The organism is Streptomyces malachitofuscus (genome assembly GCF_055571035.1).
In genome coordinates this window covers 48,970-71,971 of sequence record NZ_JBVIGA010000007.1, presented here as the reverse complement: position 1 = coordinate 71,971, position 23,002 = coordinate 48,970, and the positions used below count along the sequence as shown (strand labels likewise).

Below are 23,002 nucleotides of genomic sequence, written 5' to 3'. Positions count from 1 at the left end.
GCACATGCACGATCACGCGACCGCCCCTCTCCCTGGATCCTCCGGCGCCCGACAGGTGACACCCGTATGTGTCAGGCCTCACGCCTCACACAGTGGAGTGTCCCGACAACGAACGACCGGTCACGGACAGTTCCCAGGCCGTACGGAGAGTTCCGAAACGCCGGTCGGCGCCCGTCTCAGAGCGAGGTGGGCATCCAGTCGGGCAGCGGCTCGACCCGGTCAACCCACTCGGCGGGCGGAGCGCCCGCCTTGCCAGCGGCGACCACGCCGCCCACGATCGCACAGGTTGTGTCGACGTCACCGCCCACCTGCGCGGTCGTCCAGAAGGCCCGCTCGTAGTCACCCAGGGCCCGGGCCGCCGACCAGAGAGCGAACGGCACGGTGTCGTGCGCCGTCGTACGCCGTCCGCAGCCGAGCACGGCCGCGACGGTCGCCGCGTCGCCGTAGTCGAGCATGTCCCGGGCCCGGCGCAGACCCGCGCCGACCGCGCTTCTCGCGGGCACCAGCGCGATCACTCCGTCGAGGAGGCTGTCCGCACCCGGCGGGCCGTCCGGGGCCGCGGCGAACGCGGCGGCCGCGGCGACGGCCATGGCGCCGACGACGGCCTCACGATGCTGATGCGTGGGGTAGGAGGAGACCTCGGCCTGGTGGGTGGCCTGTTCCGGGTCGTCCGCGTACCAGGCGCCCAGCGGGGCGATCCGCATGGCGGCGCCGTTGCCCCACGACCCCTGGCCGTTGAAGAGCGCGGCGGACAGCTCGCGCCAGTCACCGCCCTCCCGGACCAGCCGCAGCAGCCGGTTGACCGCCGGGCCGTAACCCCGGTCGAAGTCGTGATGCACGGCGAAGGACCGGGCGAGGGCGTCCTGGTCGATCCGGTGGTGTGCGGCGAGCACGGCGACGACGGAGCACGCCATCTCGGTGTCGTCGGTCCACTGCCACGGACCTGGAGGCAGCTCGCGTCGCTTGAGCAACGGGTAGTTCACCGGCACGAAGAACTGGGAGCCGAGCGCGTCACCCACGGACAGTCCGCGCAGGGCGGCCAGGGCGCGCTCCAGGCGCCCGGCGGATGAGGAAACGGGAGAGGAATCAGCGGTCATCGCCCTGCCACTCTATCGGTGCCCCCCTGCCTATCCGGTGATCCCGTACGGTTCCGGTTCCCGCCAGCGTGCGAACGGCCGGTCGAGGGTGTACTTGCCGGTCTCCCCCAGAACGAGCATGCGCATCTCGGCGTTCCCCGGGTTGGACAGGGATTCGAACTCCGCCACGGTCCAGTGGAACCACCGCATGCAGAACAGCCTCATGGCCAGACCGTGGGTGACGATGAGGACGTTCGGCGGATGGTCGGGCGCCTCGAAGCTGCGGAACAGGCTCTCCAGGAAGCCGCCGACCCGGTCGTACACGTCGGCACCGGACTCGCCCTGGGCGAAACGGTAGAAGAAGTGGCCGTACGCGTCCCGGTAGGCCTTCTGCAGGCGCACGTCCTCGCGGTCCTGCCAGTTCCCCCAGTCCTGCTCGCGCAGCCTGGGCTCCTCGCGCACGCGTATCAGCCCCGGGTCGAGCTCGAAGGCGCTCAGCGTCTGGTGCGTCCGGCGGTACGGGGAGACGTAGACGCTGACCCGCTCGTCGCCGAACAGCTTGCGCAGCCGCTCACCCGTCTCCGCGGCCTGCCGTCTGCCCCGCTCGGTCAGCGCGAGGGCGTGGTCGGGTTCGCGCTCATAGACGGAGTCATCAACATTGCCCGTTGATTCGCCGTGCCGGACAAGGACGATGCGCCGTGGTCGTGCCATGCCAAGACCCTAGATCGGGTGAGCCCCGAACGGGCACTCGTGCCGTCCGCGTACGGCGTACGTCACACAGATCCCGCACCACGCATCGCACGGATGTGCACGCTCACGGGCCCGGCCATCAGACCGTCCAGGCGGATTCCATGTCGACGACGTCCCCCGCCAGGGCCGCGACGTCCGCCTCCGTCTGCGCCCGCAGGGCGAGCCGCTCCACCCGCTCGGTGCGGTACTTGCCGTGCTCGGCGGCCGAGCGCCACATGGACAGCACCAGGAACTCGTTGCCCGGCGCCTCGCCGAAGAGCCCCCGGACCATGCCGGGCGAGCCGGCCATCGCCGGGTTCCAGACCTTCTCCTGCATCAGCACGAAATGCTCCGCCCGCTCCTCGTGGACCCGGCACAGGGCGACCCTGAGCAGGTCGGCGTCGGTGAAGCGGGGTTCGAATCCGGTCTTCACGTCGAAGCGGTGGTCGAAAAGTCTGACCTGGGCGTCCTTGAAGGTGCCCGACTGAGTCGAGGCGAGCCGGTCGTGGGAGCGCGCCATGAAGGAGTCGTAGAAGGCGCGACTCTCCCAGAAGGAGAAAATGTGCGCCACATCCGACCGCCCCCGGCTCCATCCCCCGCCCTGCCCGCGAAACCCCGGCTCCCCCAGAAGCCCCGCCCACTTCCGCTGCCCCCGCTCGAACCCGCGGCGGTCCACCACGGTGCAGCGAATCCACTTGACCAGCACCGCGCCATCGTAAGGCCAGCGAGCGTGGCGTCGGTCACGCTCGGAGGGACTGCTTGGCGGCGTCCGACACCGGGCGCGTGGCAGGATGGACAACCTGCTGGGAAAGTCCGGCAGTTGGGGTGTGCGGGCAGGACGGTCACGCGGAAGGGGAAGACTGGTGAACGGCCTCAACAAGGGCATCCGCAAGGTCGAGATCGCGCTGAGGTGGGATCCGAGCCCGTCGGGCGAGCCCTCGACCGACCTGGATCTGGTCGCCGCTCCCTATCCGGCGAGCGACCCGCACGGCGATCCCGGCTACGTGGTGCACTTCGACAGTCGCTCCCCCGACGGCACCATCACGCTGAACCGGGACAGTAAGGACGGCAAGGGCTTCGGCTACGACGAGGTCATGACGCTGGAGCTGGACCGGCTGGACCAGCGGTACGCGCGCGTGGTGGTCGGTGTCGTCGTACAGCAGCACCAGGCACGGCGGACGTTCTCCGGGGTGGGGAACCCGGGTCTGCGCATCCGCGAGGGCTACACCGTCCTGGCCGAGGACGACTTCGGCGGTGTGCTGGGGGCCATGGCGGCGACGGTCGCGGAGTTCGTCCGGGACGGGTCGGGCCCCTGGGAGTTCCGGCCCGGCGTCCAGGGCTTCGACGGCGACCCGGCGGACTTCTCCCGCATGATGGGAGCCTCGCGCCGGGCCTGACAGCCTGCCGTCACGAACGGCGAAGGGGACCGGCCGGTGGCCGGTCCCCTTCCCTGAACTGCCGGCCGGTCGCGTGTGCGGGCCACCGACCGGCTGCCGTCAGCTGCAGCCGCTGGTCGAGCCGCAGCCCTCGCAGATGTAGCAGGAGCCGGCCCGCTGCATCTTCGTACCGCAGGAGAAGCACAGCGGGGCGTCGGCCTGGATGCCCAACTGCATCTCGACCAGTTCCGCGCTGGTGTGGGCCTGCTGCGGGGCGGGCTTGGCCACCTCGACCTCGGCCTTCGGCGTGGCGACCGCCTTCAGCTCCTGGGCCCGCGGCGCCGACTGGGCCAGGCCCTCGACGTCGAGCTCGTCGTCCGACGGCTCGTACGAACCGGTCTCCAGGTGGCGCTGACGCTCCTCGGCGGAGTGGATGCCGAGCGCGGAGCGCGTCTCGAAGGGCAGGAAGTCCAGCGCCAGACGGCGGAAGATGTAGTCGACGATCGACTGCGCCATCCGCACGTCCGGGTCGTCCGTCATACCGGCCGGCTCGAAGCGCATGTTGGTGAACTTCGAGACGTACGTCTCCAGCGGAACGCCGTACTGGAGGCCCACCGAGACGGCGATGGAGAAGGCGTCCATCATGCCCGCGAGGGTGGAGCCCTGCTTGGACATCTTCAGGAAGACCTCGCCGAGACCGTCGTCCGGGTAGGAGTTGGCGGTCATGTAGCCCTCGGCGCCGCCGACGGTGAAGGAGGTGGTGATGCCGGGACGGCCCTTCGGGAGGCGCTTGCGGACCGGGCGGTACTCGACCACCTTCTCGACCGCGGCTCGGATCGTCTCCTCGGCCTTCTCGGTGACCTCGGCCTTCTCCTCCTCCTTCTTCTTGGCGGAGAGCGGCTGGCCGACCTTGCAGTTGTCGCGGTAGATGGCGAGCGCCTTCACGCCCAGCTTCCACGCCTCGAAGTAGATCTCCTCGACCTCCTCGACGGTCGCCGTCTCCGGCATGTTGACCGTCTTGGAGATGGCGCCGGAGATCCAGGGCTGGATCGCGGCCATCATGCGCACGTGGCCCATCGGGGAGATGGCGCGCTCGCCCATGGCGCAGTCGAACACCTCGTAGTGCTCCTGCTTGAGACCGGGGGCGTCGATCACATTGCCGTTCTCGGCGATGTGGGCGACGATCGCCTCGATCTGCTCCTCCTGGTAGCCCAGGCGGCGCAGGGCCTGCGGGACGGTGCCGTTGACGATCTGCATCGAGCCGCCGCCGACGAGCTTCTTGAACTTCACCAGCGCCAGGTCGGGCTCGACACCGGTGGTGTCGCAGGACATCGCCAGACCGATGGTGCCGGTCGGGGCGAGTACGGAGGCCTGGGAGTTGCGGAAGCCGTTCTTGTCGCCGAGGCGGATCACGTCCTGCCAGGCCTCGGTGGCGGCGGCCCACACCGGGGTGTCCAGGTCGTCCATGCGCACGGCGATGCCGTTGGCGTCGGCGTGCTGCTTCATGACGCGCTTGTGGGCGTCGGCGTTGCGGGCGTAGCCGTCGTACGGGCCGACGATCGAGGCGAGTTCGGCGGAGCGGCGGTACGCCGTGCCCGTCATCAGGGAGGTGATCGCGCCGGCGAGGGCGCGGCCGCCGTCGGAGTCGTAGGCGTGACCGGTCGCCATCAGCAGGGCGCCGAGGTTGGCGTAGCCGATGCCGAGCTGGCGGAAGGCGCGGGTGTTCTCACCGATCTTCTGGGTCGGGAAGTCCGCGAAGCAGATCGAGATGTCCATCGCGGTGATGACCAGCTCGACGACCTTCTGGAAGCGCTCGGTCTCGAAGGACTGGTGGCCCTGGCCGTCGTCCTTGAGGAACTTCATCAGGTTCAGCGAGGCCAGGTTGCAGGACGTGTTGTCCAGGTGCATGTACTCGCTGCACGGGTTCGACGCGGTGATCCGGCCGGACTCGGGGCAGGTGTGCCAGTTGTTGATGACGCCGTCGTACTGGATGCCCGGGTCCGCGCAGGCCCACGCGGCCTCGGCGATCTTGCGGAAGAGCTCCTTGGCGTCGACCTCCTCGATGACCTCGCCGGTCATGCGGGCGCGCAGGCCGAACGTGCCGCCCTTCTCGACCGCCTCCATGAACTCGTCGTTCACACGGACCGAGTTGTTGGCGTTCTGGTACTGGACGGAGGCGATGTCGTCGCCGCCCAGGTCCATGTCGAAGCCCGCGTCGCGCAGGACGCGGATCTTCTCCTCCTCCTTGACCTTGGTCTCGACGAAGTCCTCGATGTCCGGGTGGTCCACGTCGAGGACGACCATCTTGGCGGCGCGGCGGGTGGCCCCACCGGACTTGATGGTTCCGGCGGAGGCGTCGGCTCCGCGCATGAAAGAGACCGGGCCGGAGGCGTTGCCGCCGGAGGAGAGCAGCTCCTTGGAGGAGCGGATCCGGGAGAGGTTCAGGCCGGCCCCGGAGCCGCCCTTGAAGATCATGCCCTCTTCCTTGTACCAGTCGAGGATCGACTCCATGGAGTCGTCGACGGACAGGATGAAGCAGGCGGAGACCTGCTGCGGCTGGGGCGTGCCCACGTTGAACCACACGGGGCTGTTGAAGCTGAAGATCTGGTGCAGGAGGGCGTACGCCAGCTCGTGCTCGAAGATCTCGGCGTCGGCGGGCGAGGCGAAGTACTTGTGGTCCTCACCGGCCTTCCGGTACGTCTTCACGATGCGGTCGATCAGCTGCTTGAGGCCGGTCTCGCGCTGCGGGGTGCCCACGGCACCGCGGAAGTACTTGCTGGTGACGATGTTGACCGCATTCACCGACCAGAAGTCGGGGAACTCGACGCCGCGCTGCTCGAAGTTGACCGAGCCGTCGCGCCAGTTGGTCATGACGACGTCACGGCGCTCCCAGGCCACCTCGTCGTACGGGTGGACCCCCGGGGTGGTGTGGATGCGCTCGACGCGCAGTCCCTTGCCGGCCTTGCTCGCCTTGGCTCGGGAACTACGTGCCGGACCGCTCGCCGTCTCTGTCATGCCGCCTCCCTGTACGGGCGAAAACGCCCAAAAGTGCCCCGATTGTTCCCGTGGCACGGTGTTCTGTCTGATGCTGCGGGCACCCACTCACCTGCCCGCAACAGGTCTTCTCATCGCCGCCGCCCGACCGGACCCCGCACCTGGCGTCCGGGGCCGGGCCGCCGGTCAGCCGGCGGCGGGAGCGGGTTCCGGGACCTGTTCGGCCCCTCCGGACCCGCTGTCGTCTTCCTGGCTCCCCGGGCCGGCCCCGTCGCCGCCCCCGTCGTCCCCCTCGTCGGCGGCGGGCCGCTCCGCCCGCCGGAGTTCCGCGATCGCGGCCTCGAAGTCCTCGAGCGAGTCGAACGCCCGGTAGACGGACGCGAATCGCAGGTAGGCGACGAGGTCGAGCTCCTGCAAGGGGCCGAGTATGGCCAGCCCCACGTCATGGGTGGTCAGCTCGGCGCTTCCGGTGGCCCGCACCGCCTCCTCGACCCGCTGGCCGAGCTGGGCGAGGGCGTCCTCGGTGACGGGCCGCCCCTGACAGGCCTTGCGCACACCATTGATGATCTTGGTGCGGCTGAACGGTTCGGTGACTCCGGACCGCTTGACCACCATGAGCGAACACGTCTCCACGGTCGTGAAACGACGGGAGCAGTCCGGACACTGGCGGCGCCTGCGGATCGACGTGCCGTCGTCGGTCGTACGGCTGTCGACGACACGGCTGTCGGGGTGCCTGCAGAAGGGGCAGTGCATGAACTCCAACCCTCCTCACAGCAGACTCAATGGCCTCGTCGGGCCTCACGGGCCTCACGAAGCAGCACCAGCATAGGCGATCGCGGAGGGCGTCGAGACCCGGGGGACCACAACTTCTGGGCTGCAACTGCAATCCAACCACTAGATGTGGGGATTGGCTCATACATTCATGCCCTGCACGCGTGTCGCGCGTGGACCGGGCCGGGGCGCCGGGCGACGGGGAGATGCGGTGCCCGCGGGGAGGAGAGGGCGTGCGGCTCCCGGAGAGAGCGGCCCCGCTCCCCGCGCCGGACGGCGGCCGATGGCAGACTGGGGGGCCGCACCTCGGGGGCCGAGTCGCCTCGGCGGTGAGAGTACAACAATGGGCCCGTTTGTCCGGCAGGAAGCGTGGCGACCAATACACGGCGGCGAGAGATTGCGTACAGCAATTCGCAATTTTTCACTCGAACGTGTGTTTGGCGCAACCTTTCGAAAGCATCTACCGTTGTGCTGCAGGGAGACCATCGAGAGGGGCCGACGTGACCACCACCGCAGACAGTGCCGCCATCACTGCCCAGGACCGCTCCCAGGGCCGGCTCGAGCCGGTGCATGCGATGAACGAAGCCACGAATCCCGAGGGGCCCAAGCGGTCCCTGCCGGGCCGACCTCCCGGCATCCGGGCGGACAGCTCCGGGCTCACTGACCGGCAGCGCCGGGTGATCGAGGTCATCAGGGACTCGGTGCAGCGACGGGGGTACCCGCCGTCGATGCGCGAGATCGGCCAGGCGGTCGGCCTCTCCAGCACCTCCTCGGTGGCACACCAGCTCATGGCCCTCGAGCGCAAGGGTTTCCTGCGCCGAGACCCGCACCGCCCGCGGGCGTACGAGGTGCGCGGCTCCGACCAGGCAGCCGCCGTGCAGCCCACGGACACCGCCGGGAAGCCGGCCGCGTCCTACGTGCCGCTGGTCGGCCGTATCGCCGCCGGTGGTCCGATCCTCGCCGAGGAGTCCGTCGAGGATGTCTTCCCCCTCCCCCGGCAGCTCGTCGGCGACGGTGAACTGTTCGTGCTGAAGGTCGTGGGTGACTCCATGATCGAGGCCGCGATCTGTGACGGCGACTGGGTCACCGTCCGCCGCCAGCCGGTCGCCGAGAACGGCGACATCGTGGCGGCGATGCTCGACGGCGAAGCGACCGTCAAGCGCTTCAAGCGCGAGGACGGCCATGTGTGGCTGCTCCCGCACAACGCGGCCTATGAGCCGATCCCCGGCGACGACGCGACCATTCTCGGCAAGGTGGTGGCCGTTCTGCGCCGCGTCTGAGCACGGCCTGGGGCAGGCCCCGACCCGCCGCCCCGCCCTTGACCGGACCCCGGGACCCCTGCGCCGGTTCCGGGGTCCTGTGCTGTCCGGATTCGGGCCGGGACCGTCGGTGACGGACCCCGCACCTGGCGGAGCAGTCACAGGACGACCGGTTCGGTGACGCCGCCGCACACGGCGCGCCACCGTCTCACTCAGCCTGAGCCTGTGCCTCGGCCTCCGTCTGCTTCGCCGCCGCATCGATCGCGGCGAGTGACTTCCGGACCTGGTTCCGGTCCGTCGTGTACCAGAAGTCGGGCAGCGAAGCCTTCAGATAGCTCCCGTAGCGCGCGGTGGCCAGTCGCTGGTCCAGCACGGCCACCACGCCCCGGTCACCGGAGGCACGGACCAGACGGCCGGCGCCCTGCGCCATGAGCAGCGCGGCGTGAGTGGCGGCGACCGCCATGAAGCCGTTGCCCCCGGCCTCCTCCACGGCCTTCTGCCGGGCGCTCATCAAGGGGTCGTCCGGGCGCGGGAAGGGGATCTTGTCCATGACCACCAGCTGGCAGCTCGGACCCGGTACGTCGACGCCCTGCCAGAGCGACAGCGTGCCGAAGAGGCAGGTCCTCGGATCGGCCGCGAAGTTCTTGATCAGCTCGCCGAGCGTCTCCTCGCCCTGGAGAAGGATCGGGAACTCGGGGATGCGGGAACGCAGCTCCTCGGCGGCGAGCTGCGCGGCCCGCATCGAGGAGAAGAGGCCCAGGGTGCGGCCACCCGCCGCCTGGATCAGCTCCGTGAGCTCGTCCAGCATGTCCGCGCGGTCGCCGTCACGCGCGGGGCGCGCCAGATGCTTCGCCACGTACAGGATTCCCTGCCTGGGGTAGTCGAACGGCGAGCCGACGTCCACGCCCTTCCACTGCGGGAGGTCGTCCCCCTCTGTCCCCTCGGCGCCGAGTCCCAGCGACGCCCCCACGCCGTTGAAGTCGCCGCCCAGCTTCAGCGTGGCGGACGTCAGCACGACGGAGCGGTCGGTGAAGAGCTTCTCGCGCAGCAGGCCGGAGACCGACATGGGAGCGACACGCAGGGAGGCACCGAAGCGGTCGTGGCGCTCGTACCAGACGACGTCCCATTCGGAGCCGTTCGTGATCCGCTCCGCCACGTCGTGGATGCTTTCCACGGAGGCCAGCGCCTGCTTGCGGACCGCGTCCTCGTCCTGGACCGACTTGTCGCGGGTGCCGCCGATCGCGGAGATGACGGTGCGGCAGGCGTCGCGCAGCGCCATGAGCGCGTAGCCGAGGTCCTCCGGGATCTCCTCCAGCCGGCCGGGGAGGGCCAGCTCCATCAGGCGCTCGAACCCCTCCGCGGCGGTCTGGAGCTGGTCCGCGGCCTTCTCGTTGACCAGCTTCGCGGCGCGCCGCACCGCGCGGTTCACCTGTCCCGGGGTGAGCTCGCCCGTGGCGACTCCGGTGACCCGGGAGACCAGCTCATGGGCCTCGTCGACGATCAGCACCTCGTGCTGCGGGAGCACCGGGGCGCCCTCGATGGCGTCGATCGCCAGCAGCGCGTGGTTGGTGACGACCACCTCGGCCAGCTTGGCCCGCTCACGGGCGGTCTCGGCGAAGCACTCCGCGCCGTAGGCGCACTTCGTTGCGCCCAGGCACTCCCTCGACGACACCGACACCTGGGACCACGCCCGGTCGGACACGCCCGGCGTCAGGTCGTCCCGGTCACCGGTCTCCGTCTCGTCCGACCAGTCGCGCAGCCGCAGCAGGTCCTGGCCCAGCTTGCTGGTGGGGGCGGCCGCCTCGAACTGGTCGAAGAGGCCCTCCTCCTCGTCCTGCGGCACGCCCTCGTGGAGGCGGTGCAGGCACAGGTAGTTGGAGCGGCCCTTGAGCATCGCAAACTCCGGGCGGCGGCGCAGCAGCGGATGCAGTGACTCCACCGTGCGCGGCAGGTCCCGCTCGACGAGCTGGCGCTGCAGGGCCAGGGTCGCCGTCGCCACCACCACCCGCTCACCGTGCGCGAGCGCGGGCACCAGGTAGCCCAGGGACTTTCCGGTGCCGGTGCCCGCCTGGACCAGCAGGTGGGAGCCGTCGTCGATCGCCTCCGCGACGGCTTCGGCCATGGTCACCTGGCCGGGGCGCTCCGTGCCGCCGACAGCGGTGACGGCAGCATGCAGGAGTTCGGGGAGTGAGGGCTTCGTCATAGCGCGACCACCCTACGACCCTGCACTGACATTCGTGCGATCACGGCGGGAGCCGGGGATTCGATCAAGACGGGGTCTCCTCGGTCGGGAGGGAAGGGAGGACGGCAGGTGAGAGGGCGCCCGGCACTACAGCAGCCGGCGCAGGGAGCGGTCCCGGATCATGAGGGCGGCCCGCTTGGTGGGCAGATCGGCCTCGGCGAAGAAGCGGAAGCCCGCCTTCAGGAACGCGCTGACGGAGGCGGTGTTGCGCAGGTCGGGTTCCGCGACGACGCGCGGTGAGGCGGGCCGGTGGTCGAGGACAAGGTCCGCGACCGTTCTGAGCAGGAGGCTGCCGAGACCCCGTCCCCGGTCGCCCGGGGCGCCGATGAGGACGTGCAGGCCGGTGTCGTGGGGCCGGGCGGGGTAGTGGCCGGCCAGCGGGTCCAGATCCGCGCGGTAGATCTCCCAGTAGCTCATCGGCGTACCGTCGAGGACGCCGAGGCAGGGCACGCTGCGGCCGTCGCCGGTGAGCTGGGCCCGCACGTGGTCCGCCGTCAGGGCCAAAGGCCCGGAGAGCTCCCAGAACGCGGCGACGGCCGGGTCGTTCATCCACCCTGCGAGCAGGGGAAGATCCCGTTCCAACTGGACGGGGACGAGCCGGAACAGGCCCGCGGGAGTGCCGGCCGGGCCCCAGCCTGCGATGTGGCCGGGGGTCATGAGTGCAGCGGGTTGGCGATGGTGACGTAGACGGACTGGGTGTCGACCGGGCCGGCGAGTTCGTCGAGGCCGTGCAGCCGGGTCAGCAGATTGGCCTTGCAGCGCAATCGGGGGGAGTCGAGCAGACGGGCGGGCAGTGTGCCGTGGGTCCGGGCGGGTCCGGCGCGGACCCCGGTGAGGAAACGGCGGAAGGCCGCGAGCAGCAGCCGTTCGTCGGCGAGGCCCTGGGAGCCCAGGGCGCCGACGAGTCCCAGGACGTTGTTGATGCCCAGGTAGTAGGCGAAGCGTTCATCGGTGACGTCGTCGGGAACGAAGGTGTCGCTGTGCTCGCCGATGCCGGGCAGCCGCGCGTCGAGTTCCGTGCGGCGCGACGCCCGGAAGTAGTAGCCCTGGTTGTCCCGGTAGCGGGCGCCCGCCGGCCAGCCGTCGGCGTCCAGCAGGAGCAGGGTGTTCTGCTGGTGCGCCTCCAGTGCGATGCCGGCCGTTCCGTCCAGCCACAGCACGGGCCGCACGACGTGCTCGAGGTAGCGCAGGAACCACTCGGCGGCGACGGCACCGGGCGGCCGTCCCGTACGGGCGGCGAGGCGGGTGACGATCTCGGCCAGCCGGGACCGCATGGCACCGCCGCCGGGACGGGGGCGCGGCGAGAGCAGTCCGGCGACACAGACGACGTCGTCCTGCGGCCGGAACGGGTTGTGCCGGATCACGGCGTCGAGCCCGGGGACGGGGTCGCCGTCCGGGCCGTCCACGGCGACCCAGGCGGGGTCGCGGACGATGTCGAAGCAGGGGTGCGCGGCGCGCCACTGCTGGGACAGTCCGGTGCGCAGCAGACGGTGGACCTCGACGCCCCGGTGGAGCTCCTTGCGGAGGTTCTCCCGTCGGGAGTTGGTGATGCGCAGGGCCAGCGACAGCTTGAGCATGGCCGGCGCGCCGGTGCGGTGGACGGTGCGCACCGAGGAGGTGGGGTGCCAGGGGGCGCCCCGGCCGCCGAGGTCGCGGAGCAGTCCGGCGTCCAGCAGGGCCGCGGTCGCCCGGCGGTGGCGGACGTGGCGCAGTTGCCAGGGGTGCACGGGGAGCGCCGCGTATCCGTCGGGCAGCAGCAGCCCGGTTCCGGCCAGCCGGGCGGTGAGGGAGGGCGCGGTGACGGGGCGTCCGCGCTCGGTCCAGGCGGAGTCGGCGGCGAGGAGGGAAGGGGCGACCGCGATCCAGTGCAGCGGGAAGGAGCCGCGCAGCTCGGGTGAGTAGTGCTCCGCCTCGGCATCGGTGAGGCCCTCGCGGCTCTTCGGGTCCGGGTGCAGCGGGTGCCCCAGGACGAGTGCCTGCTCGGCGGCGAGGAAGAGGTCCGGGTGGTCGGCCGGGTCTTTCTGGCGCTCGGCGACGAAGGTGGCCACTCGGCGGGCGGAGTCGGCGACACGCGAGACGAGATCGGTACAGGCCCCGGCCGGCAGAGGCGCCGGGGCGAGGCGCACGCCGTCCCGGACCGGCGGGGCTTGCGTACCCGCGCGCGCCGGCGAGACCCCGGCGGCGTTCTCGTTGGCGAGGAGGGCGGCCAGCAGGACGGCGTCGACCGGTGGGGCGGGTTCCGGGGCCCCGGCCAGGCAGGGTGGCCCGAATCGGTGCAGGCCCGTCGGGGACCAGTACCGGACGGGGACGAACAGGGCGGTGCCGCCGGCGGGCAGGGCGATGCGCAGGATGTCGCCGTCCGGCGCGGGGATGCCTGTTTCGCGTACCCAGCAGCGCAGCAGGTTGTCGACCGCCGCGGCCTGGGCCGTCCTGAGCGGATCGGCAGGGTCCGGGGCACGGACACCGGTGTCTCCGGGCCCCTGGGCTCCGGGCGGCATCGTCTCCTGGTGCGGGACCGCGGAGCTCGCGCGGCCGGCCGGTGCGGAGGTGGTGTGCATGGTGGTCCTCGTGGGGGGTGCGGGGTGGTCTCCGGTACGGTCCGGGGACGCGGCTCGCGTCGTAGGGGGTGTCTGACACATGCCCGCGGCGTCGTGGCGTCCGGCACGCACGCTCGCCGCGTTGCCGAAACGCCCGCGTGGCTCAACCACGAGGGCGCTCCGGCGCCTTGCGATCGCACGCACCAGGCGCCGCTCCTTCTCCCGCGCTCATGTGCCAGACACCCCCTGGCCGGCCCGGACGCGGCCGCCGCGGGGAGCAGGAGACTCCCCGTGGGCCGCCGCGTGGAGTGCGTCGGCGAGCCGGTCCAGGACGGCGGTGGCCTGTTCGTCCGTGATCGTCAGCGGTGGCAGCAGCCGGACGACGTTCGCGCGGGGGCCGCCGAGGTCGACGATCAGACCGCGTCGCAGGCACGCGCGCCGGACAGCGGTCGGGAGCCCCGGCGCGGCCGGCCGGGGCCGGCACGGCCGGGCGCCGCCGTCCGCCGGGGGCATCGGCTCCGGGCCGGCGTCGCACTCCCGCTCCGCGTCCACCAGTTCGACCCCGATCAGCAGCCCCCGCCCGCGCACCTCCCGGACGCAGGTGAGCTCCTCGGCGAGCGCGCGGAGCCGGGACAGCATGCGGCTGCCCAGTGCGGCCGCGTGGTCGGCGAGGCGGTTCTCCCGCACATGGGCAAGGGTCGCGGTGCCCGCCGCCATGGCGAGTTGGTTGCCCGTGTGGGGGCGCGGGCCGTCTCGCACGTCGAAGTCGTCCCGGTGGACCACGACGGCCAGGGGCAGACCGCCCCCGGTGGACGCGGACAGCACCATCGCGTCGGGTGTGACGCCGGAGTGCTCCACGGCCCAGAAGGCGCCGGTCCGCCCGAGCCCCGTCAGGGTCTCGTCGGCGACCGCGGGTCGCGGCGAGTGGTGTTCCGGCTCCGTGAGCGCTCCGCCGGCTGCGCGCTCCCCTCCGCTCCAGAAGAGGGCGTCGGTGAGCTCCAGAACGTCGACGCGGCCGGTCGCCGCTCGCACGGCGTGCAGCGCGGTCGCCCTGGCGTCGCCGGCGGCCGCTCCGCAGAAACGCACATGCGCACGCTCGGCGAGCCCCGGAGGGAGGGTCCGGGACAGTTCTGCGACGAAGGCGTCCCGTACCGGAGTCGCCGCGTCGGAGACGTGGAGCGGTGCGCCCCAGTCGATGGTGCGGCGCATCGCCTCGAGCACCACGGGGTGGTTGTGCCCGAGGGCGAGGGTTCCCACGCCGGAGAGGCAGTCCAGGTAACGGCGGCCGTCCGCACCCTCGACGGTCATCCCCCGTGCTCTCACGGGGACGATCGGCAGGGTCCCGGCCTCCGGTCCCTCATACGTCGGCTCCGCCACCGTCCTCCGTCCCTCACCGTGCTCGCGCCGTACCACGGGCAGGGGGAACCGCGCGCGACCTGCGGCCCCCCACCGCTACCAACCCCGGTCCGCCCACGGGGTTACGGGTGGCTCCGGGGTCGGCGGGAGCGCGGCCGGCGGCTCACGCCCCGCGGCGGCCTCAAATCGGCTGATCTCCGGACGATTGTCCTGGTCAGGTGGCTTGTAGCCGAACCGTTGCCGTTCCGTCGGACGTCCCCCACAGCGAGCGCATAGTGTGTGGTGCCGTTCCCGCAGGCCGTCGGGGCTCCCGTGAACTCCCCACGTTTCCGGGTGTACAGACGGCGACAGCGCCAAGTTCGTTCATTTCAGGGGGAGTCAGATCATGCGATCCATACGGCCGTCGTCCACCACCCGCCGAGAGGGGAGGGCACGGCGCAGAACCTCCCCCGTTCTGGCCTCCGTCGCGCTCGCCTCCGCGCTCGCCCTCACCGCCACCGCCTGCGCCTCGGGCGACACGGACGCGAGCGCCGACACCTCGGCGACCGCCGCAGCCGACGACGGCAAGCTCAAGATCCCGGACGACATCAGGGACCGGCTCAAGGAGCACGGGATCGATATCGACAAGTGGAAGAACGGCGCCTGGAAGAACTGGGACAAGGACGACTGGCTGCGCGAGGCCCAGGACTTCGTCAACCCGATCATCGAGGGCCTGTGGGACTCGGACCGCATGCGGGACGCCGAGGAACCGGACCAGGGCGTCGACGAGAGCGACATCTCCGGTGACCAGGGCGTGACCGATCCCACCCCGGAACCGGTGCAGGCGCAGGCGATTCCGCCGTCGTACCACGCCAACGCCCCTACGGCCGGCAAGGTCTTCTTCGACTCTCCCGAGGGGACGATGGTCTGCTCGGCGACCGTGGTGCAGGACCCGGCCAACCCGGGCAAGTCCAACATGGTGTGGACTGCGGGCCATTGCGTGCACGCCGGCAAGAAGGGCGGCTGGTACCGCAACATCGCGTTCGTGCCGTCGTACAACGACTCCGGCAAGTCGGCGAAGGAGCTCGAGAGCGCCCCCAAGGAGGAGATCGCTCCGCACGGTGTCTGGTGGGGCGACTGGGTGCAGACCTCGGACCAGTGGATCGAGCAGGGCGGCGCCACGGGCGGTGACGGCGCCTCGTACGACTTCGCGGTCCTGCATGTGACGCCGGAGAAGGGCAGCGGCGGCAAGTCGCTGGAGGAAACGGTCGGTGCGGCACTGCCGGTGGACTTCGACGCCCCCGCCGTGTCGAAGGTGCGGGAGATGACCGCGATCGGTTACCCGGCCGCTGCGCCGTACGACGGTCAGACGCTGTACCGCTGCGCGGACAAGCCGGGCCGGCTGTCGATCAGCGCCTCCGACCCCACGATGTACCGCATCGGTTGCAGCATGACGGCCGGTTCGTCCGGTGGCGGCTGGGTCGCGACGGGTTCGGACGGCAAGCCCGCACTGGTGTCCAACACCTCCATCGGCCCGGTGACGTCGGGCTGGCTGGCCGGCCCGCGGCTGGGTGACGAGGCCAAGGGCGTGTACGAGGCGGTCAGCGAGAAGTTCACCGGGCAGTGACCGGCTCGTCCGGTCCGGGGGCGCCGCGCACCCGGGCCGGGCGCCCCGCCCGAGCGGGACACGCGTGCGCGGCACGCCATTCATCAGCACACAACGGGGGTCACAGCACCATGCGTTCCACACGTATGTCCGCTCCACGCGGACGAGGACGGCGTCGCACCGTCCTCGCAGCCACCGGACTGGTCGCCGCCCTGGCGCTCACCGCCACCGCGTGCGGCGGTTCCGAGAAGGACAAGGCGAGCGACAAGCCCGACGCCACCACGTCGCAGGCGGCCGACAGCGGCGGTGTGCGGATCCCGTCCGGCATCGCGGACAGGCTCAAGGAACACGGGATCGACGTCGACAAGTGGAAGAACGGCGGCTGGCAGGACTGGGACAAGGACAAGTGGCTCAGTGAGGCCGAGGACTTCGTCAACCCGGTGATCGAGGGCCTGTGGAAGCCCGACCGGATGCAGTCCGCGAAGGAGGCGGACAAGCACGTCACCACCAAGGACGCCTCGGCGGCCCAGGGGCTCAGCGACCCGGAGCCCGCCCCGGTCCGGGCGGAGGCCGAGAAGACGCCGTACCACGAGAACGCGGCGCCGGTCGGCAAGGTGTTCTTCGACTCCCCCGAGGGCCCCGCCGTCTGCTCCGGCACGGTCATCAAGGACGTGAACCACCCGGGCAAGTCCAATCTCGTCTGGACGGCCGGGCACTGTGTGCACGCCGGCGGCAACGGCGGCTGGTTCCGGAACCTCGTCTTCGTCCCGGCCTACAACGACCTCGGCACGTCCGAGGGGGACCTGGGCAACGCGAGCGCCTCCGAGATCGCCCCGTACGGCAACTGGTGGGCGGACTGGGCGTCGACGTCCAACGGCTGGATCCAGGGAGGTTCGGAGACGGGCGGTGACGGCGCCGCGTACGACTACGCCGTGCTGCACGTGAAGCCGGAGCAGGGGAGCAAGTCGCTGGAGGAGACGGTGGGCGCCGCGCTCGACGTGGACTTCTCCGCCCCGTCCGCGGCCGAGGCGGGCCGGATGGGCGCCTGGGGGTACCCGGCCGCGCCGCCCTACAACGGGCTGCAGATGTTCAAGTGCCTCGACGCGCCGGGCCGGTTCTCGCTCGCCTCGGACCTGCCGTCCATGTACCGCATCGGCTGCACGATGACCGGCGGTTCCTCCGGCGGCGGCTGGTTCCGGGTGCGCGACGGCGAGACGGTGCTGGTCTCCAACACCTCGATCGGCCCGACGGACAACACCTGGCTGGCGGGCCCGCAGCTGGGCGAGGACGCCGAGGCGCTGTACCAGAACATGAGCAAGACCTACGGCGGTCAGTGATCCGCACGCGCCCTGCATGCCGAAGGCCCGCCCCCTGCCGTGGACAGAGGGCGGGCCTTCGTCGTACTGCCGGAGTGATCAGCCGGCCGGGGTGGGCGCGTACGGCGTGAGTTCCGCCGCCAGCTCCTCGTGCACCCGGACCTTGAGCAGGGTGCCCTCCGGGGTGTGTTCCTCGGAGATCACCTCGCCCTCGTCGTGGGCGCGGGCGACCAGCTTGCCGCGGGTGTACGGCACGAGTGCCTCGATCTCCACCGACGGGCGGGGGAGCTCGTTGTCGATGAGCGCGCGCAGCTCCTCGATGCCCCGGCCGGTGCGGGCCGAGACCGCGATGGAGCGCTTCTCCACCCGCAGCAGCCGCTGAAGGGTCAGCGGGTCGGCCGCATCGGCCTTGTTGATCACGACGATCTCGGGTACGTCGGTGGCGCCGACGTCCCTGATCACCTCGCGCACGGCGGCGAGCTGCTCCTCGGGGACCGGGTGCGAACCGTCGACCACGTGCAGGATCAGGTCGGCGTCGCCGACTTCCTCCATGGTGGAGCGGAACGCCTCGACCAGGTGGTGCGGCAGGTGCCGGACGAATCCGACCGTGTCGGCGAGCGTGTACAGCCGGCCGCTCGGGGTCTCGGCCCGGCGCACGGTCGGGTCGAGGGTCGCGAACAGGGCGTTCTCGACCAGGACGCCCGCGCCCGTGAGGCGGTTGAGCAGCGAGGACTTGCCGGCGTTGGTGTAGCCCGCGATGGCCACGGACGGCACCTTGTGGCGCCTGCGCTCCTGGCGCTTGATCTCGCGGCCGGTCTTCATCTCCGCGATCTCCCGGCGCATCTTCGCCATCTTCTCGCGGATCCGCCGCCGGTCCGTCTCGATCTTGGTCTCACCGGGACCACGGGTGGCGAGGCCGCCGCCCTTGCCGCCGCCCATCTGCCGGGACAGCGACTGACCCCAGCCGCGCAGCCGCGGCAGCATGTACTGCATCTGCGCGAGCGCGACCTGCGCCTTGCCCTCTCGGGACTTGGCGTGCTGGGCGAAGATGTCCAGGATCAGGGCCGTGCGGTCGATGACCTTGACCTTGACGACGTCCTCGAGGTGGATGAGCTGGCCGGGGCTGAGCTCACCGTCGCAGATGACGGTGTCCGCGCCCGTGTCGAGCACGATGTCGCGCAGCTCCTCGGCCTTGCCGGAGCCGATGTAGGTGGCGGCGTCCGGCTTGTCGCGGCGCTGGATCACGCCGTCGAGGACGAGGGCGCCGGCCGTCTCCGCGAGGGCGGCGAGCTCGGCCAGGGAGTTCTCCGCGTCCTGCACGGTGCCCGAGGTCCACACGCCGACGAGCACGACGCGCTCCAGGCGGAGCTGCCGGTACTCGACCTCGGTGACGTCCTCGAGCTCGGTGGAGAGGCCGGCGACACGGCGCAGCGCCGCACGCTCGGAGCGGTCGAACTGGTCGCCGTCCCGCTCTCCGTCGATCTCGAGGCTCCAGGCGACGTCCTCTTCCATCAGGGCATCGGCCCGAAGACCCTCGGGGTGGGTGTGCGCGAAGCGCTTGGTGTCCTGGGAAGGGGAAGAAGAGGAGGTCATTGGGTCCTTACGTCGTCGGTGTCTCGGGTGGCGACGGAGCCGGTCAGAAGACCCTCCGTCACTGTCCACAACGTCCGGGGGGTCCGGGAGATTCCCGTGTCCCGTGGGGTGCGGACTCGACGATGGTCGCACGGTACGGCCCGTCTCGTCACCGTGTTATTCCCGGCCTGCGTCCGCTCGATGCACGGGCCGGTGCGCGGAGGGGACCGGGCGGCGGGCGGGCTTCGCGTCACGGGCGGCGGCCCGCCATTCCGGATGGCCGGGCATCGGCGGAGTCGTGGTGCCGTGGAGCCAGGGGTGCAGGAAGCCGGTCAGGTCGCGTCCGGCGACGTCGGAGGCCAGCCGGACGAAGTCGGAGGTCGAGGCCGTGCCGTCGCGGTGGCGGGTGACCCACTCGCGTTCCAGGCGTTCGAAGGCGGCGCGGCCGATCTCCTGGCGCAGGGCGTACAGGACGAGCGCGCCGCCGGCGTAGACGTTCGGCCGGAAGATGCCGATCTTGCGGCCGGGCTCCGGGGGCTTGGGCGCGGCGGGCGGTCCTCCTGCCGCGCGCCAGCCGTCGGACGCCTCGTAGGCGGCCCTCATCCGGGCCTCGAGGGATCGTCCGCCCTTCTCCTCGGCGTACAGCGCCTCGTACCAGGTGGCGTGCCCCTCGTTGAGCCACAGGTCGGACCAGGTGCGGGGCCCGACGCTGTTGCCGAACCACTGGTGGGCCAGCTCGTGCACCATGATCGACTCGACGTACCAGTCCGGGAGGGCGGGGTCGGTGAACAGGTCACGCTCGAAGAGGGAGAGCGTCTGGGTCTCGAGGGCGAATCCGGTGGTCGCGTCGGCCAGGAGCAGGCCGTAGGTCGCGAAGGGGTAGCGCCCGGCCTTCTCCTCCATCCAGGAGATCTGGGCCGGGGTCCTCGCCAGCCAGGGCTCGGCCTGCGCGCGGTGCTCGGTGGGGACGACGTCCCGCAGGGGGAGACCGTGCGGGCCGGTGCGGTGCACCACCGTCGAGCGACCGATGGAGACCTGGGCGAGTTCGGTCGCCATGGGGTGCGCCGTCCGGTACGTCCATGTGGTGGCCCCCTTCCTGCGGTCCACGCCCGTCGGCAGACCGTTGGCGACGGCCGTGTGGCCGTCGGGGGCGGTGATCCGGAAGGTGAACAGCGCCTTGTCGGAGGGGTGGTCGTTGCAGGGGAACACCAGGTGGGCGGCGTCGGCCTGGTTGGCCATGGCGAGGCCGTCCGCGGTGCGCACCCAGCCGCCCTCGCGGTCCCCGGGCACCGGGTCACTGGTGTGCCGGACGGTGATCCGCGTCGACTCGCCCTCGTCGAGATCGTCCTCGGGGGTGATCACCAGGTCCTCGCCGGCGCCGCTGAAGGCGGCGGGGCGGCCGTCGACGTCGACCGAGCGGACCGTGCCATGGGTGAAGTCGAGGTTGATCCGGTCCAGGTCGGCGGTGATGCGGGCGTCGATGGTGGTGACGGCCTCGAGCGGCCGGTCGTTGCGGCCGGGATAGCCGAGGGAGAGGTCGTACGACAGCACGTCGTAGCCGGGGTTGCCCAGGTGGGGGAAGAGGCGGTCGCCGATGCCGAGCGGCTCGGCGGGGGCACTCGCGGCGAGCAGGCAGACGGAGACGGCTGAGGCAAGCAGCGCCGTGGCCGTCCTTCGGCGGGGAGCGAGGGGGTGCGGGGTGAGCGGCATGTCCCACGGCTATCAGCGCGCGCGGACGCTGCGGCGACGGCGCGCTTTCGGCCCACCCGATCGGGTAATCACACCGCCGCTCGGCCGCTCCTCGCCCCGGTCAGACGCCCTGGTCGTGCCGCTGGGCCCGGCTCACGTCGTACACCCCGGCCACGTCCCGCATCGCGCGCATGAGGGCGGGCAGCTGGGCGGCGTTCGGCAACTGCACCGTATAGGTGTGCCGTACCTGCTGGCGGTCGGGCGGTTCGACGGTCGCGGAGACGATCTCGGCGCCTTCGAGCGCCATGGCCTCGGTGAGGTCCGCGAGCAGATGCGGACGGACGAACGATTCGGCGACCAGCGTGACCCGGCACTCCGCGCCCTCCCCCCAGCGCACGCCGACCTCCGCGCGCCCCGCACGCTGCATCCGCGTCACCGCGGCGCACCCGGTCCGGTGCACGGTGACCGTTCCCCCGCGCACGGCGAAACCGGTCACTTCGTCGGGCGGTACGGGCGTACAGCACCCGGCGAGCCGTACGGTCGCGCCGGACCGGTCGGTCAGGACCTCGGCGGCGGCGGGACGGCCGGGGGCCGTCTGCGGGGCGTCCGCCGTCTGCGGAGGGGCGGGGTCGTCGGCGGGCGGCCGGGAGGCGGCGGCCGCTTCGGTCCCCGCCGCGGCGTCCTGGGCGGGGTGGGCGGTCAGCCACCGCTGGATGGCGATCCGCGCCGCCGGGGTGTGGGCGTGGTCCAGCCACTCCCTGGACGGCGCGGAGGCCGCGTCCTGGCCCATGAGCAGCTGGACGGTGTCGCCGTCCTTCAGCACCGTGCTCAGTGTCGCCAGCCGGCCGTTGACCCTGGCTCCGATGCAGGCGTGGGCGTCCTCCCCGTACTGTGCGTAGGCGGCGTCCACGCAGGTCGCGCCCTCGGGCAGGCCCAGCGTGCCCCCGTCGGGGCGGAACACGGTGATCTCGCGGTCCTGGGCGAGGTCCTCGCGCAGGGTGGACCAGAAGGTGTCGGGGTCGGGCGCGGCCCGCTGCCAGTCGAGCAGCCGGGAGAGCCATCCGGGCCGGGTCGGGTCGACGCGCTCGCCCTCGCTCGTGGCCTGCTCCTCCGGCGGGGCGGCGTAGGGGTTGCCGAGGGCGACGACGCCGGCCTCGGCGACCTTGTGCATCTGGTGGGTGCGGATGAGGACCTCGACGACCTGGCCGTCCGCGCCCGCCACCGCGGTGTGCAGCGACTGGTACAGGTTGAACTTGGGTACGGCGATGAAGTCCTTGAACTCCGATACCACGGGCGTCATACAGGTGTGCAGTTCGCCCAGCACCCCGTAGCAGTCGGCGTCCTCGTTCACCAGCACCAGCAGGCGACCGAAGTCGGCGCCCCGCATCGGGCCCCGCTTGCGCGACACCCGGTGCACGGAGACGAAGTGGCGCGGTCTGATGAGGACTTCGGCGGTGATGTCCGCATCCCGCAGCACCTTGCGCACGTCGTCGGCGACGTCGGCGAGGGGGTCGTCGGCGCGTGCGGCGTTGCGGACGATCAACTCCCGTGTGTGCGCGTACTCCTCGGGGTGCAGAATCGCGAAGACCAGGTCCTCCAGCTCCGTCTTGAGCGCCTGGACACCGAGGCGTTCGGCGAGCGGGATCAGCACGTCCCGGGTCACCTTGGCGATGCGCTCCTGCTTCTCGGGGCGCATCACGCCGAGGGTGCGCATGTTGTGCAGCCGGTCGGCGAGTTTGATCGACATCACGCGGACGTCGTTGCCAGTGGCGACGAGCATCTTGCGGAAGGTTTCGGGTTCCGCGGCGGCCCCGTAGTCGACCTTCTCCAGCTTGGTGACGCCGTCGACGAGATAACGCACCTCCTCGCCGAACTCCTCGCCGACCTGGTCCAGCGTCACATCGGTGTCCTCGACGGTGTCGTGGAGCAGCGAGGCCGTCAACGTGGTCGTCTCGGCGCCGAGTTCGGCGAGGATGAGGGTCACGGCCAGCGGGTGGGTGATGTATGGCTCACCGCTCTTGCGCATCTGTCCGCGATGGGAGGACTCGGCCAACACGTAGGCGCGGCGCAGGGGTTCGAGGTCGGCGTCGGGGTGGTGGGCGCGGTGGGCGTCGACGACGTGTCCGATGGCGTCGGAGAGCCGGTCGCGGGCGGTGGTGCCGAGCAGTGCCGCTCGGCCCAGCCGGCGCAGGTCCAGCCGGGGGCGCGTCTTCCTGCGGGACCCCGAGGGTGTGGCGTGACCAGATGTCACAGAGCCTGGGCTCGCAGGATTCACGGCCTCCGCGTTCATGGGCACCTCCGGCTGCGTGGACCGGCGGACGGCGTGCCCCAGGGCGGACTCGGGCTCAGGGAACGGCGTTCGTCTCCCCGTCCGGGCCGGTGCTTGATGCTACCGAGGCCAACCACGTCGGGCTGGCCGCCTCCGGCCGATCGTGAAACGGATCACCCCATCGAGCGAAGGTCGATCAAGGGGTGCTTTCACGCCATCGGGTAGGTGCTC

At 71.3% G+C, this 23,002-nt stretch carries 16 protein-coding genes; 4 read left to right on the top strand and 12 right to left on the bottom strand.

What is annotated here, in order from left to right:
* Positions 1 to 176: 176 nt before the first annotated feature.
* The 3 genes from ACZ44S_RS12375 to ACZ44S_RS12365 form a co-directional block, all read right to left on the bottom strand.
* Positions 177 to 1,097, bottom strand: a complete 921-nt coding sequence (locus ACZ44S_RS12375) for an ADP-ribosylglycohydrolase family protein (protein WP_466927606.1) — start codon at positions 1,095 to 1,097, stop codon at positions 177 to 179.
* 30 nt (positions 1,098 to 1,127) lie between these two features.
* Entirely contained in the window at positions 1,128 to 1,787 is a 660-nt protein-coding gene (locus ACZ44S_RS12370; RefSeq protein WP_466927605.1) for a histidine phosphatase family protein, read from the bottom strand.
* Between the two features lie 118 nt (positions 1,788 to 1,905).
* Positions 1,906 to 2,511, bottom strand: a complete 606-nt coding sequence (locus ACZ44S_RS12365) for a YdbC family protein (RefSeq protein WP_466927603.1) — start codon at positions 2,509 to 2,511, stop codon at positions 1,906 to 1,908.
* 157 nt (positions 2,512 to 2,668) lie between these two features.
* Here ACZ44S_RS12365 and ACZ44S_RS12360 point away from each other — a divergent pair, with 157 nt between their 5' ends.
* Positions 2,669 to 3,202 carry a TerD family protein gene (locus ACZ44S_RS12360; RefSeq protein ID WP_466927601.1) on the top strand — a complete coding sequence of 178 codons (534 nt, stop codon included), beginning with the start codon at positions 2,669 to 2,671 and terminating at the stop codon, positions 3,200 to 3,202.
* 99 nt (positions 3,203 to 3,301) lie between these two features.
* On the opposite strand, the gene ACZ44S_RS12355 is transcribed toward ACZ44S_RS12360, so the two are convergent.
* Both ACZ44S_RS12355 and nrdR read right to left on the bottom strand, forming a co-directional pair.
* Entirely contained in the window at positions 3,302 to 6,196 is a 2,895-nt protein-coding gene (locus ACZ44S_RS12355) for a vitamin B12-dependent ribonucleotide reductase (protein ID WP_466927600.1), read from the bottom strand.
* A gap of 165 nt (positions 6,197 to 6,361) precedes the next feature.
* A complete protein-coding gene (gene nrdR, locus ACZ44S_RS12350) occupies positions 6,362 to 6,928 on the bottom strand; it encodes a transcriptional regulator NrdR (RefSeq protein WP_190165068.1) in 567 nt (188 codons plus the stop codon).
* A 518-nt stretch (positions 6,929 to 7,446) separates the two neighbouring features.
* Between nrdR and lexA the strand changes: the two genes are divergently transcribed.
* Positions 7,447 to 8,226, top strand: coding sequence for a transcriptional repressor LexA (gene lexA, locus ACZ44S_RS12345; RefSeq protein ID WP_190165069.1), 780 nt, complete (start codon positions 7,447 to 7,449; stop codon positions 8,224 to 8,226).
* A gap of 187 nt (positions 8,227 to 8,413) precedes the next feature.
* On the opposite strand, the gene ACZ44S_RS12340 is transcribed toward lexA, so the two are convergent.
* The 4 genes from ACZ44S_RS12340 to ACZ44S_RS12325 form a co-directional block, all read right to left on the bottom strand.
* A complete protein-coding gene (locus tag ACZ44S_RS12340; protein WP_466927597.1) occupies positions 8,414 to 10,408 on the bottom strand; it encodes an ATP-dependent DNA helicase in 1,995 nt (664 codons plus the stop codon).
* A gap of 126 nt (positions 10,409 to 10,534) precedes the next feature.
* The gene (locus ACZ44S_RS12335) at positions 10,535 to 11,206 is read right to left on the bottom strand and encodes a GNAT family N-acetyltransferase (RefSeq protein WP_466928075.1); all 672 of its coding nucleotides are present in this window, start codon (positions 11,204 to 11,206) and stop codon (positions 10,535 to 10,537) included.
* Positions 11,101 to 13,005, bottom strand: a complete 1,905-nt coding sequence (locus ACZ44S_RS12330; RefSeq protein WP_466927594.1) for an IucA/IucC family protein — start codon at positions 13,003 to 13,005, stop codon at positions 11,101 to 11,103. The genes ACZ44S_RS12335 and ACZ44S_RS12330 overlap by 106 nt, the downstream gene beginning before the upstream one ends.
* Positions 13,006 to 13,212: 207 nt before the next feature.
* Positions 13,213 to 14,361, bottom strand: a complete 1,149-nt coding sequence (locus ACZ44S_RS12325) for an aminotransferase class III-fold pyridoxal phosphate-dependent enzyme (RefSeq protein ID WP_466927591.1) — start codon at positions 14,359 to 14,361, stop codon at positions 13,213 to 13,215.
* Positions 14,362 to 14,725: 364 nt separating this feature from the next.
* On the opposite strand from ACZ44S_RS12325, the gene ACZ44S_RS12320 reads away from it, so the two are divergent.
* Both ACZ44S_RS12320 and ACZ44S_RS12315 read left to right on the top strand, forming a co-directional pair.
* Positions 14,726 to 15,946: a trypsin-like serine peptidase gene (locus tag ACZ44S_RS12320; RefSeq protein ID WP_466927589.1), complete on the top strand. Its 1,221-nt coding sequence runs from the start codon at positions 14,726 to 14,728 to the stop codon at positions 15,944 to 15,946.
* 110 nt (positions 15,947 to 16,056) lie between these two features.
* Positions 16,057 to 17,262: a trypsin-like serine peptidase gene (locus tag ACZ44S_RS12315; protein WP_466927586.1), complete on the top strand. Its 1,206-nt coding sequence runs from the start codon at positions 16,057 to 16,059 to the stop codon at positions 17,260 to 17,262.
* 78 nt (positions 17,263 to 17,340) lie between these two features.
* On the opposite strand, the gene hflX is transcribed toward ACZ44S_RS12315, so the two are convergent.
* The 3 genes from hflX to ACZ44S_RS12300 all read right to left on the bottom strand — a co-directional run bounded on the left by hflX (position 17,341) and on the right by ACZ44S_RS12300 (position 22,792).
* Positions 17,341 to 18,834, bottom strand: a complete 1,494-nt coding sequence (gene hflX, locus ACZ44S_RS12310; RefSeq protein WP_466927584.1) for a GTPase HflX — start codon at positions 18,832 to 18,834, stop codon at positions 17,341 to 17,343.
* Positions 18,835 to 18,990: 156 nt separating this feature from the next.
* Complete coding sequence (locus tag ACZ44S_RS12305; RefSeq protein WP_466927583.1) at positions 18,991 to 20,523, bottom strand: M1 family metallopeptidase; 1,533 nt, start codon at positions 20,521 to 20,523, stop codon at positions 18,991 to 18,993.
* Between the two features lie 100 nt (positions 20,524 to 20,623).
* Positions 20,624 to 22,792: a RelA/SpoT family protein gene (locus tag ACZ44S_RS12300; RefSeq protein ID WP_466927581.1), complete on the bottom strand. Its 2,169-nt coding sequence runs from the start codon at positions 22,790 to 22,792 to the stop codon at positions 20,624 to 20,626.
* Positions 22,793 to 23,002 lie beyond the last annotated feature (210 nt).